The organism is Paraflavitalea soli, from assembly GCF_003555545.1.
GTDB classification, from domain to species: Bacteria; Bacteroidota; Bacteroidia; order Chitinophagales; family Chitinophagaceae; genus Paraflavitalea; species Paraflavitalea soli.
In genome coordinates this window covers 1,918,703-1,935,640 of record NZ_CP032157.1, presented here as the reverse complement: position 1 = coordinate 1,935,640, position 16,938 = coordinate 1,918,703, and the positions used below count along the sequence as shown (strand labels likewise).

Annotated in this window: 15 protein-coding genes; 5 read left to right on the top strand and 10 right to left on the bottom strand. The window is 48.2% G+C overall.

Features of this window, described 5'->3' with window-relative positions; genetic code table 11:
* Positions 1-9: 9 nt before the first annotated feature.
* From ltaE to D3H65_RS07110, 3 genes are all read left to right on the top strand, one after another.
* The gene (gene ltaE / locus D3H65_RS07120; protein WP_119049595.1) at positions 10-1,026 is read left to right on the top strand and encodes a low-specificity L-threonine aldolase; all 1,017 of its coding nucleotides are present in this window, start codon (positions 10-12) and stop codon (positions 1,024-1,026) included.
* A gap of 280 nt (positions 1,027-1,306) precedes the next feature.
* Complete coding sequence (gene pgi / locus D3H65_RS07115; protein WP_119049594.1) at positions 1,307-2,959, top strand: glucose-6-phosphate isomerase; 1,653 nt, start codon at positions 1,307-1,309, stop codon at positions 2,957-2,959.
* A 45-nt stretch (positions 2,960-3,004) separates the two neighbouring features.
* A complete protein-coding gene (locus D3H65_RS07110) occupies positions 3,005-3,424 on the top strand; it encodes a hypothetical protein (protein WP_162915463.1) in 420 nt (139 codons plus the stop codon).
* Between the two features lie 145 nt (positions 3,425-3,569).
* Here D3H65_RS07110 and D3H65_RS07105 read toward each other — a convergent pair whose 3' ends face one another.
* The 3 genes from D3H65_RS07105 to D3H65_RS07095 all read right to left on the bottom strand — a co-directional run bounded on the left by D3H65_RS07105 (position 3,570) and on the right by D3H65_RS07095 (position 7,074).
* Positions 3,570-4,016 (bottom strand): DUF3276 family protein, encoded by a 447-nt coding sequence (locus tag D3H65_RS07105; RefSeq protein WP_170163501.1) that lies wholly within the window; start codon positions 4,014-4,016, stop codon positions 3,570-3,572.
* Positions 4,017-4,140: 124 nt separating this feature from the next.
* Positions 4,141-5,973, bottom strand: coding sequence for an ABC transporter ATP-binding protein (locus tag D3H65_RS07100; protein ID WP_119049592.1), 1,833 nt, complete (start codon positions 5,971-5,973; stop codon positions 4,141-4,143).
* Positions 5,974-6,066: 93 nt separating this feature from the next.
* Positions 6,067-7,074 carry an MBL fold metallo-hydrolase gene (locus D3H65_RS07095; protein ID WP_119049591.1) on the bottom strand — a complete coding sequence of 336 codons (1,008 nt, stop codon included), beginning with the start codon at positions 7,072-7,074 and terminating at the stop codon, positions 6,067-6,069.
* A 325-nt stretch (positions 7,075-7,399) separates the two neighbouring features.
* Between D3H65_RS07095 and D3H65_RS07090 the strand changes: the two genes are divergently transcribed.
* Both D3H65_RS07090 and D3H65_RS07085 read left to right on the top strand, forming a co-directional pair.
* Positions 7,400-7,864: a pyridoxamine 5'-phosphate oxidase family protein gene (locus tag D3H65_RS07090; protein ID WP_119049590.1), complete on the top strand. Its 465-nt coding sequence runs from the start codon at positions 7,400-7,402 to the stop codon at positions 7,862-7,864.
* A 147-nt stretch (positions 7,865-8,011) separates the two neighbouring features.
* Entirely contained in the window at positions 8,012-8,527 is a 516-nt protein-coding gene (locus tag D3H65_RS07085; protein WP_119049589.1) for a hypothetical protein, read from the top strand.
* 90 nt (positions 8,528-8,617) lie between these two features.
* Here the strand turns inward: D3H65_RS07085 and D3H65_RS07080 are convergent, their stop codons facing one another.
* From D3H65_RS07080 to D3H65_RS07050, 7 genes are all read right to left on the bottom strand, one after another.
* A complete protein-coding gene (locus D3H65_RS07080) occupies positions 8,618-9,139 on the bottom strand; it encodes an NlpC/P60 family protein (protein WP_119049588.1) in 522 nt (173 codons plus the stop codon).
* 17 nt (positions 9,140-9,156) lie between these two features.
* Positions 9,157-10,809 carry a hypothetical protein gene (locus D3H65_RS07075; RefSeq protein ID WP_119049587.1) on the bottom strand — a complete coding sequence of 551 codons (1,653 nt, stop codon included), beginning with the start codon at positions 10,807-10,809 and terminating at the stop codon, positions 9,157-9,159.
* 231 nt (positions 10,810-11,040) lie between these two features.
* Positions 11,041-12,321 carry a TCR/Tet family MFS transporter gene (locus tag D3H65_RS07070; protein WP_119049586.1) on the bottom strand — a complete coding sequence of 427 codons (1,281 nt, stop codon included), beginning with the start codon at positions 12,319-12,321 and terminating at the stop codon, positions 11,041-11,043.
* Positions 12,322-12,486: 165 nt separating this feature from the next.
* Positions 12,487-13,494, bottom strand: a complete 1,008-nt coding sequence (locus tag D3H65_RS07065) for a pectinesterase family protein (RefSeq protein WP_119049585.1) — start codon at positions 13,492-13,494, stop codon at positions 12,487-12,489.
* 431 nt (positions 13,495-13,925) lie between these two features.
* Positions 13,926-14,711 carry a glycoside hydrolase family 25 domain-containing protein gene (locus tag D3H65_RS07060; protein ID WP_119049584.1) on the bottom strand — a complete coding sequence of 262 codons (786 nt, stop codon included), beginning with the start codon at positions 14,709-14,711 and terminating at the stop codon, positions 13,926-13,928.
* An 11-nt stretch (positions 14,712-14,722) separates the two neighbouring features.
* Positions 14,723-16,030 carry a hypothetical protein gene (locus D3H65_RS07055; RefSeq protein WP_119049583.1) on the bottom strand — a complete coding sequence of 436 codons (1,308 nt, stop codon included), beginning with the start codon at positions 16,028-16,030 and terminating at the stop codon, positions 14,723-14,725.
* 109 nt (positions 16,031-16,139) lie between these two features.
* Positions 16,140-16,922 (bottom strand): AraC family ligand binding domain-containing protein, encoded by a 783-nt coding sequence (locus D3H65_RS07050; protein WP_119049582.1) that lies wholly within the window; start codon positions 16,920-16,922, stop codon positions 16,140-16,142.
* Positions 16,923-16,938 lie beyond the last annotated feature (16 nt).

The window sequence follows — 16,938 nt, the reverse complement described above, 5'->3', positions numbered from 1 at the left end:
TTACAAGCTATGATAGTTGACCTGCGATCTGATACGGTAACCCGCCCTACTCCGGCCATGCTGGATGCGATGCTGAAAGCCCCTGTTGGTGACGATGTATTTGGAGAAGACCCTTCTGTCAATAAACTGGAGAGCATGGCTGCTGCCCTGTTTGGCATGGAAGCGGCCTTGTATTGCCCTACGGGCACTATGTCGAACCAGGTGGGGATCAAAGTCCATACGCAGCCCGGCGATGAGGTGATCTGCGACAGAACGGCCCATGTGTACCAATATGAAGGTGGTGGTATTGCTTTTAATGCCGGCGCCCAGGTAAGACTGCTGGATGGCGAACATGGCAGGATATCGGCGCAACAGGTATTGCAGGCGATCAATCCCGATGATGTACATAAGGCGCGTACCTCGTTGGTGTGCCTGGAGAATACCGCCAATCGTGGCGGTGGTAGTTGTTATGACCTGGCTTCCATTCAACAGATACGGAAGGTATGTGATGACCATCAATTGCACCTGCACCTGGATGGGGCGCGCTTGTTCAATGCCCTGGTGGCAAGGGGTGAATCGGCCCGGCAACATGGCGAATTATTTCACAGTATATCGGTATGCCTGAATAAGGGACTGGGCTGCCCGGTGGGTAGTATCCTGATGGGCCCGGCGGCCTTTATCAAAAAAGGCAGACGGATCCGCAAAGTATTTGGTGGTGGTATGCGGCAGGCGGGCTATATGGCAGCAGCGGGAATTTATGCGCTGGAAAACCATGTAGAGCGGCTGGCGACTGACCATCAGCATGCCCAAATGCTGGCAGATGCGCTGCGGCAATCGGGCTTTACGGCCGGGATATTGCCGGTGGAAACGAATATTGTGATTTTTGAGGTAAAGGCGAACCGTACCGCTGCTGACATTGTTGAGCGTCTTAAGGAAAACCATATACGGGCCATTGCTATTGCCCCTACCCAGATACGCCTGGTGCTGCACCTGGATATTACCAGGGAGATGGTAGAGCATACGGTGAAGGTGATCGGGCAGCTGTGATAAAAAAAGGGCGGCCAAAGGCCACCCAATGCTACTAAACATAAAGAGCTTATTATAACAATTACACCTGTAAAAACCGTAGTATAAGCAGGTCACGGTTGAGGGTCAGGCGAACCTTAGGGATCACAATAGAATTAAGTTGCTCTATGAAGGAAATGTTATTTTTCCTGGCAAACAACTGTTTGCTGCTGTATTTTCCGATAATACAGGTTAGCACTTACGATCTTATAAAGGGTAATATTCAAACGCTTTGTTACATTTGAAATCAATAATACGAGATATGCTACCAACTATTAAACCACATCGTACGAAGGCCTGGGGCAAGTTAGAAGAGCATTATAAGAAGATAAGCAAATCGCACCTGCGGGAATTGTTTGCTGATGACCCCGAGCGTTTCCACAAGTTTTCGCTGCAACTGGAGGACATCCTGTTTGATTATTCCAAGAACAGGATCACGGAAAAGACTGTACAGCACTTGCTGGACCTGGCAGAGGAGTGTGAACTGGACAAAGCGATCAGTTCGATGTTCAGCGGCGATACGATCAATGCTACTGAGGGTCGCGCTGTATTACATACTGCCTTGCGTAATTTTTCCGGTCAACCGGTTTATACAGGTGGCAAGGATGTAATGCCTGATGTGCAGGCTGTGTGGCAACAAATGCGCAGCTTTTGTGAGCGGGTGCACAGTGGCGCCTGGACAGGCTATACAGGCAAGAAGATCCGTTCTATTGTCAATATAGGTATTGGTGGCAGCGACCTGGGGCCTTATATGGTGACGGAGGCGCTGAAGCCTTACTGGCTGGAAGGCATGCAGGTGTACTTTGTATCGAATGTAGATGCTACACATATTGCAGAGACCTTAAAGAAGGTAAATGCCGAGGAAACGCTTTTCCTGATCGCGTCCAAGACCTTCACTACGCAGGAGACGATGACGAATGCGCTTACTGCACGCGCCTGGTTCCTGCAATCGGCTGTAGAAGAAGCACACGTTGCGAAGCATTTTGTGGCGCTCTCCACCAATGAGAAAGAGGTGACCAAATTTGGTATTGACAAGGCCAATATGTTTGGTTTCTGGGATTGGGTAGGCGGCCGTTATTCACTGTGGAGTTCTATCGGTCTGTCAATAGCGTTGACGATCGGATATGATAATTTTGAACAATTACTGAAAGGCGGTCACGCTACGGACCATCATTTCCGTACTACGCCCTTCGATAAGAATATACCGGTGATCATGGCGCTGGTAGGCTTGTGGTACACTGATTTCTTTGGCTCACAAACTGAGGCTATCCTGCCTTATGATCAATACCTGCATCGCTTTGCTGCTTATTTCCAGCAAGGGAATATGGAAAGCAATGGCAAGAGTGTAGACCGCAAAGGAAAGCCGGTGAGTTATGCTACGGGGCCTGTGATCTGGGGTGAGCCGGGTACAAATGGACAACATGCATTTTACCAATTGATACACCAGGGCACGGTGCTGATCCCTTGTGATTTCATTGCACCGGCGATTAGTCATAATCCTATTGGCGACCATCATGCCAAGCTGTTGTCGAATTTCTTTGCCCAAACGGAAGCGCTCATGAATGGAAAAACGGGTAAAGAAGTGGCTGCAGAATTGGAGAAAGCAGGTAAAAGCGAAGAAGAGATCGAAGCGCTGACCCCATTCAAAGAGTTTGCCGGCAACCGGCCTACCAACTCCATTTTGATCAAAAAGATCACGCCTTATACGCTGGGTCAACTGATCGCTTTGTATGAGCACAAGATATTTGTACAAGGGGTGATCTGGAATATCTTCAGCTTTGACCAATGGGGGGTGGAACTGGGTAAACAATTGGCTAATAATATCCTGCCTGAGCTGGAGAACGATAAACCGGTGAAGGGACATGATGCCTCTACCAACGGATTGATCAATGCCTGGAAAAAAATGAAGCAGTAGTTGTGTAAAATGGAGGTAAAGGGCATCATCCCTAAAACCCAGTGTATGAAACCATGTATCATTTTTTCCTTTTTGCTGGCGGTCACTACGGTTGTGGTGGCCCAGAAGCCTCTTTCCGATGGAGCAAAGAAAAAGCTGGAAGCTGCGCTATTGGGCTCTTTTAGCCAACCTGATGCTAAGGTAAAGATGCTGCCCTCCCAGGATACCTCGAAAGTGGAGCAGTACCGGAAATTACTGGAAGCTCAACGGATGAGGCAAGGAGCACTGGTGACAGCACGGTTGTCGCATGCTACAGCAAGGGGTAAAGTGTATACGCTGACTCCCGATAATATGCCCTGCCTGGTACCTGACACGAAGGCAGTGGCGGCAATGCCCATTGGGGGCGGGGTGATCATGGATGACCGGATGAATGCCTTTCCCAGGCAACAGATCATTCCCAAGGAAGCAAGACCGAATAAGAAATAATACGTTTATGGTCCATAGGCCAATGGGTGAGTTGCCTGGAAAAGGTGACCCACCCATTGGCTTTTAAGCTGGTGATCTCCACTGGGGTACGGCCATAAAAAAAGCTCCTGCAAGAGGAGCTTTACTATAGTAGTCAGTAAGTTGTTTACCATTTGTCGACTTCGTCACCGGCATCGGCCACTGTAGGAGCAGGCACATTGCTTACGGGTGTAACGACGGCGGCGCTTGCTGTGATCACTTCCTCAGCACCTTCAGCATCTACAGAAACATTCTCTCCTTCTTCGCCTTCGGCTACCTGATCATGGTTATAGGCGTCGAAATCAAAGTTGGGCATCAGGTCTGTTTTCACATAATCCACCGCTTCGGTTAAGGCTTTCAGGAACTTGTTGAAGTCTTCTTTGTACAAGAAGATCTTGTGCCTGTCATAACCATTTTCGTTGAATTTCTTGCGACTCTCTGTAATGGTGATGTAGTAATCATTACCGCGGGTAGCTCTCACATCGAAGAAGTAAGTTCTTCTTTTCCCGGCCCTGATGCGTTTGCTGTAAACGCTTTCCATTCGTTTGTCATTGTTTTCGTACGCCACAGTCATTTAAATTTTGCAGTTTAATAATTGGCAATTCTACAAAAAAAGCAGGCACAAATATAATATTGTTTTGGAACCGACAAAATTTCCGGGCACTTAATTAGCGAATGATCCAAAATAAATTGTATGATCAATTTTCCTCAGTCGTTTCCTCACGTTCCTGTTGTTGTTGCTCATACAAATAAGTGTAGTAACCGTTACGTGACAGTAAATCATTATGTGTGCCCATTTCCCGGATGGTACCATCCTCAATAACGACGATCATGTCGAAGTCAAATAAAGTAAAAATCCGATGCGTAATGATGATAGCGGTCTTTTCTTTAAGGAACAGGCTAAGGTTGCCCAGTATCTCCTTTTCGGTTTTCGCATCTACTGCACTGAGGCAATCATCGAATACAACGATCTGCGGATCTTTGATGAGGGCGCGGGCAATGGAGATACGTTGTTTTTGTCCGCCGCTGAGTGTAACCCCTCTTTCACCAATCATGGTGGCATAACCGCCGTGAAAGCCCTGTATCTCTTTTTCCACACTGGCATAACGGGCAGCCTGCTGAACAACGGGCTCGGGCGTTTCACCCAGTCCAAAGCTGATGTTGTTGGCAATGGTATCACTGAACAGGAAGACATCCTGGGGGACATAACTGATCTGCCTGCGCAGACTTTGCAGGTCCATGCTGCTGATGGGTACACCATCAATACTGATGCTGCCTGCTGTGGGATCATACATGCGCAGGAGCAGTTGTGCAATGGTGGTCTTGCCGGATCCTGTGTGGCCGATGATGGCAATTTTTTGGCCTTTGCCGATGGAGAGGTTGAATTTGGAGAGGGCCTGGATACCGGTGTTGGGGTATACGAAATCGACCTGGTTGAACACGATATGTCCCTGCAAGGCGGGGCTCAGGGCCTTCGCCGGATTGTTAATGGCAGATGGGGTATCGAGAAATTCATTGAGCCTTTTCTGGGAGGCGGATGCCCGCTGGATCATGCTGGCCGTCCACCCGATGGCGCTCACGGGAAAGGTGAGCATGTTGATGTACATTACAAATTCGGCAATGGTGCTGATGTCTACATTGTGGGTACCATAGATGGCATAAATACCACCGATCATGATGGTAAAAATGGTACTGAGGCCAATGATCAGTGTCATGGAAGGGAAATAGATGGCTTCCATCTTTGCCAGTCCAATGGCACTGCGTTTATAGTCTTCACTGTTCTTTTCAAAGAAGCCATACATGGCATCTTCCTGCACAAAAGATTTAATGACGCGTATACCGGAATAGGATTGCTGGGCATTGGTGGTGAGGTCGGATAAGAGGGACTGTATGTGTTCGCTTTTTTTGTGGATGATATTGTTCACTACATAAATGGTAATAGCGAGGATGGGCAATGGCGCTAATACGTATAAAGTGAGCAGTCCATCTTTTTTGATCATGTAGTAAAGTGCCAGGCCGATGAGTGTAATGAGGTTGATGAGGTACATGATGGCTGGCCCGGTAAACATACGTACCCTGCTTACATCTTCGGATATGCGACTCATGAGGTCGCCCGTGTTGTGTGTTTTATAGAAGTTAAGATCCAGCTTCAGGTAATGCTGAAACACTTCATTCTTCTGGTCAAATTCGATGTGGCGGCTCATGACGATGATGGTTTGCCGCATGAGGAACATAAAGATGCCACGAATGAGGGCCAATACGAGGATTACGATGCCACAAAGGGCCACTACGGAAATGCCTTTGTATTGTTCGGCAAAGCTGATGAACCGGTTGACCAGCCAGTCATACTCTGCATGGTGGCGGTCTTTCATGACCACGCCCAGGGAGCGTTGTACTACTTCAAAAACATATCCTGTGACCTGGGGTGCCAGGATGGCAAAGTAGTTGGATACGATAATAAAAAGAATACCCAGTCCCAGTCTCCACCGGTATTTCCAGAAATATTTATTGATGGCCTTTAGATGCTTCAAGACGATGTTTTAAAAAGGATAAAAATCTATCTGCAGAGCGGCTGCAAAGATACAGGAAGATAATGGCAAGTAGTAAATGGCGAGTGGTACTCGTCATTTACCACTATTTGTTTCCCACCAGGGATTGATATAGGGTTGTCCGGTGACCGTGATGGGGTCGCCCGGTTGAGGGGCAAAAAGCTGAATGCCTTTCGCTGCAGCTGTTTTGATAAGGGTTTGAATGGGTTCATTCCAGGGATGGAGGGCCAGGTTGAAAGTACCCCAATGTATGGGCATAAGGAGCTTTCCCTGTAGGGCCTGGTGGGCTTCTGCCGCACGGATAGGCCCCATATGGATATCGGTCCAAAAAGGACTGGAAGCCCCTATTTCGAGCATGGTGAGGTCGAAGGGGCCATAAGCCTGCCCTATTTCTGCAAAACCACTGTGCCAGCCGGAATCAGCGCCATAATAGATATTGTGATGGCTGCTGCGGATGGCAAAAGAGGACCAGAGGGTCTGGAACCTGTTGAGCAATCCCCTGCCTGAAAAATGGCGGGCGGGCAGGGCGGTAAGGGTCAGCTCGTTGGCGATGGTAGCCTGGTTGGTCCAATCCATTTCGGTAATGCGCCGGGTCCCTACTCCATATTGCTGCAAATAACGTCCAACGCCCAGGGAGCAATAAAAAGGCACCTGGCTATGAGAAAACCATCGGATGGTTGGGGCATCGAGGTGGTCGTAATGATCGTGGGAAATGATGATGGCATCCAGGGGCGGCAGGTCTTTCAGGGCCAGGGGCGGCGCAAAAAAACGTTTGGGGCCTACAAAGGCGGAAAAAGAGGCCCGGTTGCTCCATACGGGGTCGGTAAGGATGCGTTTTCCTTCTATTTCAATGAGCAGGGTGGAATGGCCCAGCCAGGTGATGCGCAGGCCGGTTGCAGGCGGGGTATTGTATATACTGGTATCGGTATGGAAAGGACCGGGCAGGTGCTTCGGTACTACTTCGTTCTTATTCCTTAAATAAGCTGCCAGTACTCTACCCATGCCGCCGGGCACCATGACGGTGGTAGGAACAGGATTCTGGAATTTGTTCCCCTGTTTGCGGGCTGGCTGTAATATACTCATGCTGCAAAGAAATGATTTGTAAGGAGAACAATGAAAAAAGGAGAAGGTTTACAAGGGAAGAAAGCTTCGAGCGCCGAGCAGCGAGCGAAGACAGGTTTGTGTTAAGTTCCTGGTCCTGGACTTGCTGCTTATGCCCTCTTTCCAGGCTCAATGTGCGGTTTTTTGGAAAAGCTGTCCTGAATTGGGAAAGTCTTTTTTCAGGCAGACCTCATAATAGCTTCATTTGCAATCATCTGCATTTTGGTACGGCCCTTGAATTGTTTGGCATGTTCTCAAGCAATACGATTCAAAACATTAACCTGGACAGTTAAAAAAGACAAAGGACATGACCACCACAAAGTTTTACAATCAACCGGAGACATTGGAATCTGCTAACCTGATCAAGCAACAGATCCTGGCATTGGGATCGGCTTTGTTCTTTACTGAAAATGAATCTCTGTTGAAATTGCCCGTACATGTGATCAACAATGTACAGGTGGATGATCAGAACCGCATCTGGTTCCTGATCCAACGGCCTACGCAGGCGCTTACTGAGTTTGACCAGGAATTGCCTGCCAAACTGGACTTCTTCAAAAAAGGTATCAGTTATTATATAAAGATCAAGGGTACAGCTTCGATTGTAGATAATGTGGCTAAAGTAAATGGACTGACGGGTAATAACGAGGAGAACAAGGACCTGGTAGCGATCTGTGTGAAGATCCGTACAATCGATTATTTTGATACCGGCGTGAAACCTACTCTTAGCTGGTTTCAACAGAGCAAACAACAATTGAGCAGTTTGTTTTCATAAGAATAGAGGTTTATACATTAGGTGAGATCACCGGCTTTCTGCCGGTGATTTTTTTATATACACATAATAGGTGATGCGTAATAGTCCATTTGAGTGATAGGCTGACATCTGAATGCCGGATAGTTTTGTGGTATGAAACAAATTCGTATGCATTTGATCGGTGCCCTTGCCCTTGGGCTGGCCATCGTGGGTTGTAAAAAAGGGGATACGGGTCCAGCTGGACCCGCGGGAACAGCCAATGTTATTTATTCCGAATGGTTCACACCCAATCCTTATATTAAGGACACCGTATTTGGTATTTGGGGATTCAAATACAATAAAGCGGCGCCTGCTATTACGCAACAAGTACTGGACAGTGGTTCTGTGTTGACGTATGGCAAATTGTTGGGGTATAACCCTTCCGTCTGGCCTGCCAATACGGTGCAGCAGATGCCGATCGAAATTACTTATAATCAAGGAGGCGTGACCACTGATACCTGGAGCGCCCGGCTTTCGCCCGGTAACCTGCAGATACGGTTTGTGAATGACAGGAATATTTATACAAGTATAGCCACGCAGCACCAGTTCCGGTATATCATCATCCCAGGCGGTAATAAAGCCGGTGCACGGGTAGCCAGGCAATCGTATGAAGAAGTGTGCCGGACCTACGGAATACCGGAATAAAGATATTGACAGGTTCCATTCGGCACGGCCTTTCGCTAAGCGTGGGCCGTCTTTGAAAGGCGGCGCACGCTTAGCGAATACAATGCTTTTTTATTTCACCATGTTTTTAAACAGGTCGTAGTTTATCCTCATCAACCTTGTCTTGTGATTGCCTGCCAGGAAAATGGAGGGATCGGTTTCGCGGATGGCATCACCGAAATTCTTAAAGTTGCCACTGGAACAATGGATGATGAGGCTGGGCTTGCTGTTCTTTATAGCACTGATCACAGATATATGTCCCTGGTGGCCGCCACTGTCGGGATATACAAGGAGGTCGCCAATGGTTGCTTCACTGGCCAGGTCTTTTTGGGTGAACAAACCGGCTTTAACGGGTTTGCCTCCGGCCCAATACTGATCGGTGCTTAGCCATTTGTTGCTTTTGGGTGGCAGCTCACGGGGAATACCAATGGCCCAGGCTATGAATCCTGAGCAATCGCATTGGAGGGTCATTGGCTTTGTGGGATCGAAGCCTCCTTTTCCCAATTTATAAATGGTATTGTGTTTTAAAGCGCTTTTCGCTCTTTGCATTGTTTGCTGCGTACCGCAGGTAGCAATGAGGTCTGACCATGCCATACAATTCTATTTAGTGGTTATTCAAAATCGAGCCATTTGCGGGCGTCTTTTTTCTGGCCGGGTGAGGGTTTATCGTCTTCATCGGTGATGTTGCATTGCTTTTTGTAGGTATCCAGCACGTACTGTTTTTTTATGCCGAGTGCTGTTGCCTGTTGAATGGCTTCGCCCAGCCTGTTGCGATCGGCAATCTGCCGCATGCTAAATACAAATCCCTGTGCGGCGAGTGTATTGTCGACCTTTTCCGGCTCATTGACCCTGATCATATAAGGTTGTGGCTGGAAGGCGGAAACATCCATGGTGAAAAGTTTATTTTTCAGGGTGTTGAAAGCTGTATTGATCTGGGTCATGGTATCCTGGTTGATATCCTGTGGTCCGGGAAAATCTTTCAGCATGGCTGCATCAGAGAACCCCATGCCGACGATCTCATATTCTACGGAAGCGTGGCCCATTTCGCTGGCAGCACCAATGGTCGCATAGTTTATTTTGGTGCCGAATTCGATACCTGAAATGCGCAGGCTAAGCCGGAGGCCTACCCCATATCTTGTTTCTACCACTTTGCTGCCCGGGGCGGGATTATCGTGCACATCCATGTACATGGAAATATTCCTGGTAATGGTGATGGTGTTGAATTTGCCGGAGGTGTCGGCTATGGAAGCGAGTTTCAACGAGGAGGAAAAGTCGGTACTTACCTCGGAGAATGTATCATCGAGCGTTTTGGCATCTGTAGCCCAGTTGGCCGGTTTGGCATGTGGCTGGTAGTTATCGGCATCCGGCAGTCCTGCCAGCACTGTAAATTTGCCATTGTCGGTGGCCGGATCGACAGCTATCCAACTGCTATTGGTATTGCTGAACTCTGCAATCTTGTTGTATTTGCCTTCGATCCATTTGCCGGCATTCTTCTTTTGATCGCCGGTAGGTTCGGTGTAGGCATCTGTAATACCAAAGTAGGTGTAGATAAACTGCAGGATATTCTCGTTGATGCCATCACCAAATTTGCTTCTGGCTTCGATAACAGCTTTGTTGAGTGTAATGCCATCAGCTACCTGCTTTGCGGAATAATAGATTGACCTGGCATCGTTGTTCTCTGCTTCGATGTTGATGCGCTTTAAATTTTCAATGCCATAGAGTTTGGTAATAGTATTGGCTGCGAGGTAGTCTTTGGCTGCCTGTATAAATTTCTGGAGACTTTTATAGGTATTGCTGCTGAAGTCGCCCACATTGGAGGGCAGGTGCTGGCCCAGCTGGGCATTGTCCACGCCATAAACCTTCACCGAATAGCCGGCTTTGGCGAGGTTGAGGGCGGCGCTGGCAGCCACGATGCTGAAGTTGAGGTTGAGTTTGGTGTTGATGTCCTTTACATCGAGCAGGAAGCCAAAACCATAACCATATCGTTTGTGTATCTGGTTGCCATCGGGATCGGTGATCACCTCTGACCTGTTGGAATACAAAACGACCTGGTACTGGGTAGTGAAGTTTTTAATATTGGCATTTCCATTTACAAAGGGGCCAACATTGACGGTGTTGTTGCTTTTAAAATCCAGTATTTTCTGTTCGATCTTAAAGTTGGTGATGGGGTACTGGCTGGTATCGATACCTGCTGCAGCTGCAAAACCTGCTACGAGGGCAAGAGGCTGATCATTGTCTACGCTTATCCATTTGTTGGCATCCATATTACTTGTTTGCCAATAAAATTAAGCTGCCGGTGTGGGGGGCAAAAGGGTGTTTTTCACGTATTTAGAGAGGGTTGCTTTACTCAGGGTGAGCCGCCCTAAAAGGGCGACCCACCCTGAGCAAAGAATTTACCGACGTTTTTCCTCTCTGGAAAATCTTTGACAGGCTTTCTTAGCCGGCTTCGACAAGCTCAGCCTGACAGCCGTCTTCGACAGGCTTAGGGTGACTGCTTAATGCACGGGGGTGTCGGTCAGTTTGCCTTTGCCGGCAATTACTTCTTTGAGTTCGGGATGTTCTTTCTTTTCCTTTGTCAATACTTTGTAGGTGATAAAGATGCTCAGCAGCATACAGGCTGCTCCGATCAGAAAATGTATACCCGGCATATGAAAGGGTGCTTTGCCGGAGGTGAAATATGCAAAGGTGCCGTTCATGATGAGTGGCCCGATGATAGTGGTAAGACTCATGAGGCTGGTGAGTGCTCCCTGCAGTTCGCCCTGCTGATTGGAAGGCACGTGACCTGATATAACAGATTGCAAAGAAGGTCCACAGATACCGCCGAGGCAATATGGAATGAGGAAAGCAAACATCATCCAGGTTTGTGTAGCGAAGGCAAAAAGGATCAATCCCAATGTATACAATGAAAGGCCAAGGTAGATGCTCTTCTCATTACCAATCTTAGGATTAACGACCCTGGTGAGACCACCTTGTACGGCGCCTACCAACACCCCTACTACTGCGAGGGAAATACCCACCATTTTTTCGGTCCACCCAAAGCGGTAAATGGTAAAGAAATTCCAGTTGCCCTGTACGGACTGGCTGCCGAGATAGATGAGGAAAAAACTGAATGCAAGACCACCGATCTCGGGGTGCCTGGTAAGGAATTTAAGGGAGCCGAAGGGATTGGCACGTTTCCAATCGAAGGGGCGGCGGTTCTCTTTGCTTAGTGATTCGGGAAGCAGGAAATATCCATATAAACAGTTGATCAGGCAAAGGGCTGCGGCTGCATAAAAAGGCGCCCTGATACCCCAGGTGGCCAGGAATGCGCCCAGTGCAGGCCCGAGTACAAAGCCTAAACCAAAGGCTGCGCCGATCATACCAAAATTCTTGGCGCGGGTGGTTTCGTCGGTACTCACATCTGCAATGTAGGCAGTAGCTGTGGTAAAGCTGGCGCCTGTAATGCCGGCGATCACGCGCCCAAGGAATAACCATCCGTAGGAAGGTGCGAGGGCCAATACGATGTAATCAATACCAAAGCCTAATAAGGAGAACAACAGGATGGGCCTGCGGCCAAATCTGTCGCTGAGGTTACCGATAACGGGTGCAAATACAAATTGTGTGATGGCAAAAACGGACAGTAAGAGGGCGCCATAAGTACTGGCTTCGTTGACAGGTATCCCTTTTAGCTGTGCTATCAGATCGGCCATCACGGGAATGATCAATCCCCATCCCATTACATCAATGAGTAGTGTAACGAAAATAAATCCAATGGCTGCCTTGTTCGATTTTTGCATAAAGTTGAGTTGAAACAGGAATCCCGACTGGCGGTTTAAGTAACAGCTTTGTTCCGGGACGCAAACTTATGCTAAAAATTCTAGTAAAACGGGTGTAATTGAGTCATTTTACCGGGGTGAATACGGCTTTAGCCGAAAAATATATGAACGATGTTTAGCTACTGATCAATGAAGGTTTAGAGGGTCCCAACGATCCCGGCCTCCTAAAATGTTTGGGATAGTGTATTGACGGGCTTCTTTGGCTGAAAGTTGTCTTGACCACGCTACCCTGGCTGTGGGATTGGCCCCGGGGCCGCTGCTTTCATATTCTGCGTAAAAGATTGTTTTTTCTTTATCAGGAAACATGCTATCCCCTTTCCAGGGATCCCAGCCCTGGGGGTTGATATGGCTGCCCATTTCACAATGGATGAATACGGTTTTGGCATAGGGCCGCCAGGGACGGCCGAGGAAGACCTTGCGGGCGGCTGTATCGGCGATCAGTTTGCAATCGATGAATACGTATCCAAATGGCTGTTGCTGCCTGGTGGCTGCGGCAGTAAGGTAGGAATTGACGAGGTTCTTAATGGTACAGTTCTTAAAGAGGGCGATGGCCTCGCCAAAGATGAAATCGGTAGTGCCTTCTATGTAACAATCCTGGTAATACTGACGGCTGTTTTCTTTGGCGGCATAGAGGGTATCCTGGTTGCCGATGATACGACAGTTCCTGATGATGACCCTATCGGCTTCTACGTGGAGGGCCACGGCCTGTCCTACCCTGCCGGCTGTATTTTCGATGGTGAGGTTCTCTGCTATGAAATCATTTCCTTCTATGAGCAAGGTATAGGACGTATAGGTCGAAAATTTATCTCTGCCTACCCTGTCTTTTCCCCCGGGCAAGGGTTTACCGGAAAAATCATTGCCGGTGATGATGGTGCTGTCTTTATTCTCACCCAGTAGGGTGATCCTGGTTTTCCAGGAAGGCACGACTACTTTTTCGTGGTATACGCCTTTCTTAATATGGATGGTAACGCGTTGATAGGCGAGGTCGCGTACGGAATTGATGGCTTCCTGAATGGTCTTGTAATTGCCGCTGCCATCCTGCGCCACGGTGACAGTAGGTGGGTATTCGGGGTTTTGCGCATAGGTGTGGGTAAGCGTCAGGACGAACATCAGGAAGGCAATCGATTTCAACATGTGGTGAAGTTAAAGCATTGAAAATAATGTGTGCGGCGGGAGTGTCCATCCTGCGCTTTCCTGTGATGGATGGCTGTTTCAGCAAGAATTTAGAATTGACGCTTTTATTCGCGCGATGATGATGCCTGCAGCTTTGTTCTCAAATAATAATCTACAACTATATCATGCCGGGATGCAGGTGCAGCGGTGGCGTTTAAGAAAGAGTTTGGGGTATCGCCGTCGAAGTTTATGTAGACGTGAATTGGCAGCCGGCAGTGCGTTTGCTTAGAGGCGATTGCCTGGATAGCGGATTTCTCACTCCGCTGCGCTGCGTTCGAAATGACAAAGAAGGGGGGGCGAAATGACAAAGAAGGGGGAGTCGATGACAAGGAAGGGGTTTCGAAATGAACAAGGAAGGGAGGGGTACTTCGTTCGAGATGACAAAGAAGAACTTATACGGGCTCAGAAAACAACACTTCCCACAATTTAGCCGGCGCTCCCTGCCAATGCCAGAAGGAATAGCCGGGGAAATTGTTGTTCTTCACGAGTTTCATAAAGGCAATGGCTCTTTCGGCACAGGCAGAAGCGCTGCTGCATCCTCCTCCATCTCCCAACCAGCCGGCTCCTACGGGTACAAAGGGTATGTGCAGATGGCTATTGGCATTGATGGCTTTGTCCAGCCTGTTCTCTACGCTGGAACTTGCTCCGTAATACACCTGTGGCGCGTTGACGGTGGCATGCTGTGCAAACTTATCAAACGGAAAGCCGGGGAAATTACGTGGCACATCGTGACTGGAAATGGCCAGTCCTTTTCCTTGTGCATTGAGGGCTTCTTTCAACGCGCTTGCATATACATTGGCGGTAGTGGCATCGCCTTTGAAGAAAGTGGGCTCGGACTCTGCGTCCATTAAAATGCCTTCGAGCTTAAAGTCTTTACAGATCTTGGCTACCAGGGCGGCTTCTTTTTTGGCATCAGCACTTGTCTTACAGTAAGGCACATGCCATCCCCATACTTTAATACCAGCCTCGTTGAGCTTGGCGGCAGTCTGTATGAACTGTTCTTTCATTGCGCCTGTAATGTTTTGGTAGGGATCGGCTCCTTCGGCCACTTTGATCCATACGCTGCTGAGTTTTGCTTTTTTGGCACGCTGTACAAAATTGGGAATACTCATTTCATTAGTGAGCACGGGCTTCAATTTCCAGATGTACATACAGCGGCCTGTTAAGGTGGTAATCATGGAGGTAGTATTTATTGTTGCTTTTTCAGGGTAATTTCTATTGTCTGCTCTTCGGGTGTGTCTTTGATGATGGCAGCAAAGGATCCATTCAATTTAATGCCCGCCATAGCGTCCTTCCCTTGCCAGGTAGCTTCTATTTTTTGGAATTTATCAGGTTCAACCTTTGCGATGAATGTGTCTTTGGCATCTGCCGGGTTGGGCATTGCATGTATCTCCTCTCCTATGCTGGTGATGATGTTGATCACTGCCTTGTTCAGTCCTTCGGCAGTAGCCAATATTGCTGCTTTTTCGGCAACGCTGTCGTCCAGCAGCAATTTTATATTGAGGGTGACTGGTTTTTTCAGGGAAACATTCTCCCTGGTCTTGAGGGTAAGATAGGTGGCATTGCTGATACCGGTGAGGGCCAGGAGTGTAGTATCGAGGGTTGGCAGGTTATTAAAGTTATGGTCGGGCGGATTGCTGTAGCGGTAAAAGTAGACCATAATGGACACTATTGTCCAGACGACGTTTTGAAAGCGATGGACAGAAATGCCGTTGTTGTCTGTCAGGAGATCGCGAAAGAAATTAATGGAGGGCTGGGCTTCCTGGTGCCTTACTACACCCTGCTCGATCTCGGTAGTGTCCATAATGGCGCCTACGGCAAAAGTGCCGGCTGAGATACCCATCAATAATAAGGCGGTATTGTTGATCTCGCCAATGTTTCGCTTGTCCCATAAAATGGCATACAGGTATACAGAACTGATGATGGTGATCCAAACGGCCAATTGGGTGCGGGACAGGGAGAATGGCGGGGAGGCTTTTTCAGGGTCATTGTCCATGGATTCCCAGAAGGCTTTTTCAATTTGCAGCTGGGTGGTATTGGAAGTGCTGCCCTGTGGATCGCGGAGGAGATTGGTAAAAAATGCCAGACAAAAGAAGGTGATCACGATCACTGAGATCAATAGTACGGCCAGTAACTGGTTGCCTGAGCGGGCTGCATAGGCGAATTTGAGTATCCCGGCCTGTGTATCTATCCGGGTCCTAAAAGTGTCGGCCTGAGCCTTTGTTAATTTGTTGTTCCAGGCTTTGAAAAAATCTGAGCAGGCCAGGTTGAGGGGGGCTGTTACATCTTTATTAGTCAGTTTTTGCTCTATGCGGACTGCATTTGACACTTTCGCTTTGGGTAGTATCACTGAGGTGTCTACCAAGGTTTTCATATCTTTTTGCAGGTCGGCAATGGTTGCTTTTGCATTATAGTTGTACCAGTAAATGATCATACCGCCGAGGAAGAGAACGGACAGGAGCATTACGATCCAGGTACCAGCAGGAACTTTTTTCATTGTATGTCTGATTTTATGAAGGTTGGGGGCTGTGCTACTTCATAAAATTAGACTTAGGGGCAAGGGAAACATACCGTTTTTTCACCCATTCTACCGCGTTGAGATTACCTTATGCCACAATCTTCTTCACATGGCTTTCATCGGTGAGGCCAAATTCGGCGGCAATTTCTTTTAAGCTGTATTGTCTGCTGGCGATCCGCTGATTGATCAGGACCTTGCGGTAATCGTGGATATATTCCCTGAGTGTGATGCCTGTATTCCTCTTAAACCAGGGACCGATGTAATCGGCAGTCATGTTGAAGTTGGCTGCAATAGCGGTGGCCCTCAGGTGTTCGGGGGTATAAATGTGTTTGTGCAAATAACAGAATACAGCCTGCATGTCGCGTGATCTGTTGGTATCGGTCCTGAGTTCGGGCATATTCCTTTGTAATACGGTGGCGATGGCCAGGAGCTGGAGCCAGATGAGGGGCTCATTGTGGTTGGTATCTTCCTTTAATGCAGCGACTACCTGGAAGAGTTGACTGGTGATAAGTTGGTCGGCGGATGTCAATGCAAATCCGGCTGCGTGTGTTTCGCGGCTCTTGATCAGGTACTCGAGTTTTTGCCAGCTATAACCGGCGCCGCTGAGGTCCTTGTACTTATAAGGATCATTAAACTTCAGGTATATAAACCGGGTAGCTGCGGTGATCTGAAAATAATGCTCATCGTCGGGCCCGAGGAGGAAAACGTTGCCTGCTTTGTAAGGATAAGGGACCTGGTTGATGGTGTGGGTTCCCCTCCCCTTTTTTATATAGATAAGTTCATAGTGGTTGTGGCTGTGAACGGGATGGTGCCATTCATCTACCTCGAAGTCGGAGATTAATAAGGGCTGGTACTGGTGGTAGCGTTTCATGCAGAAAAGGTACAAA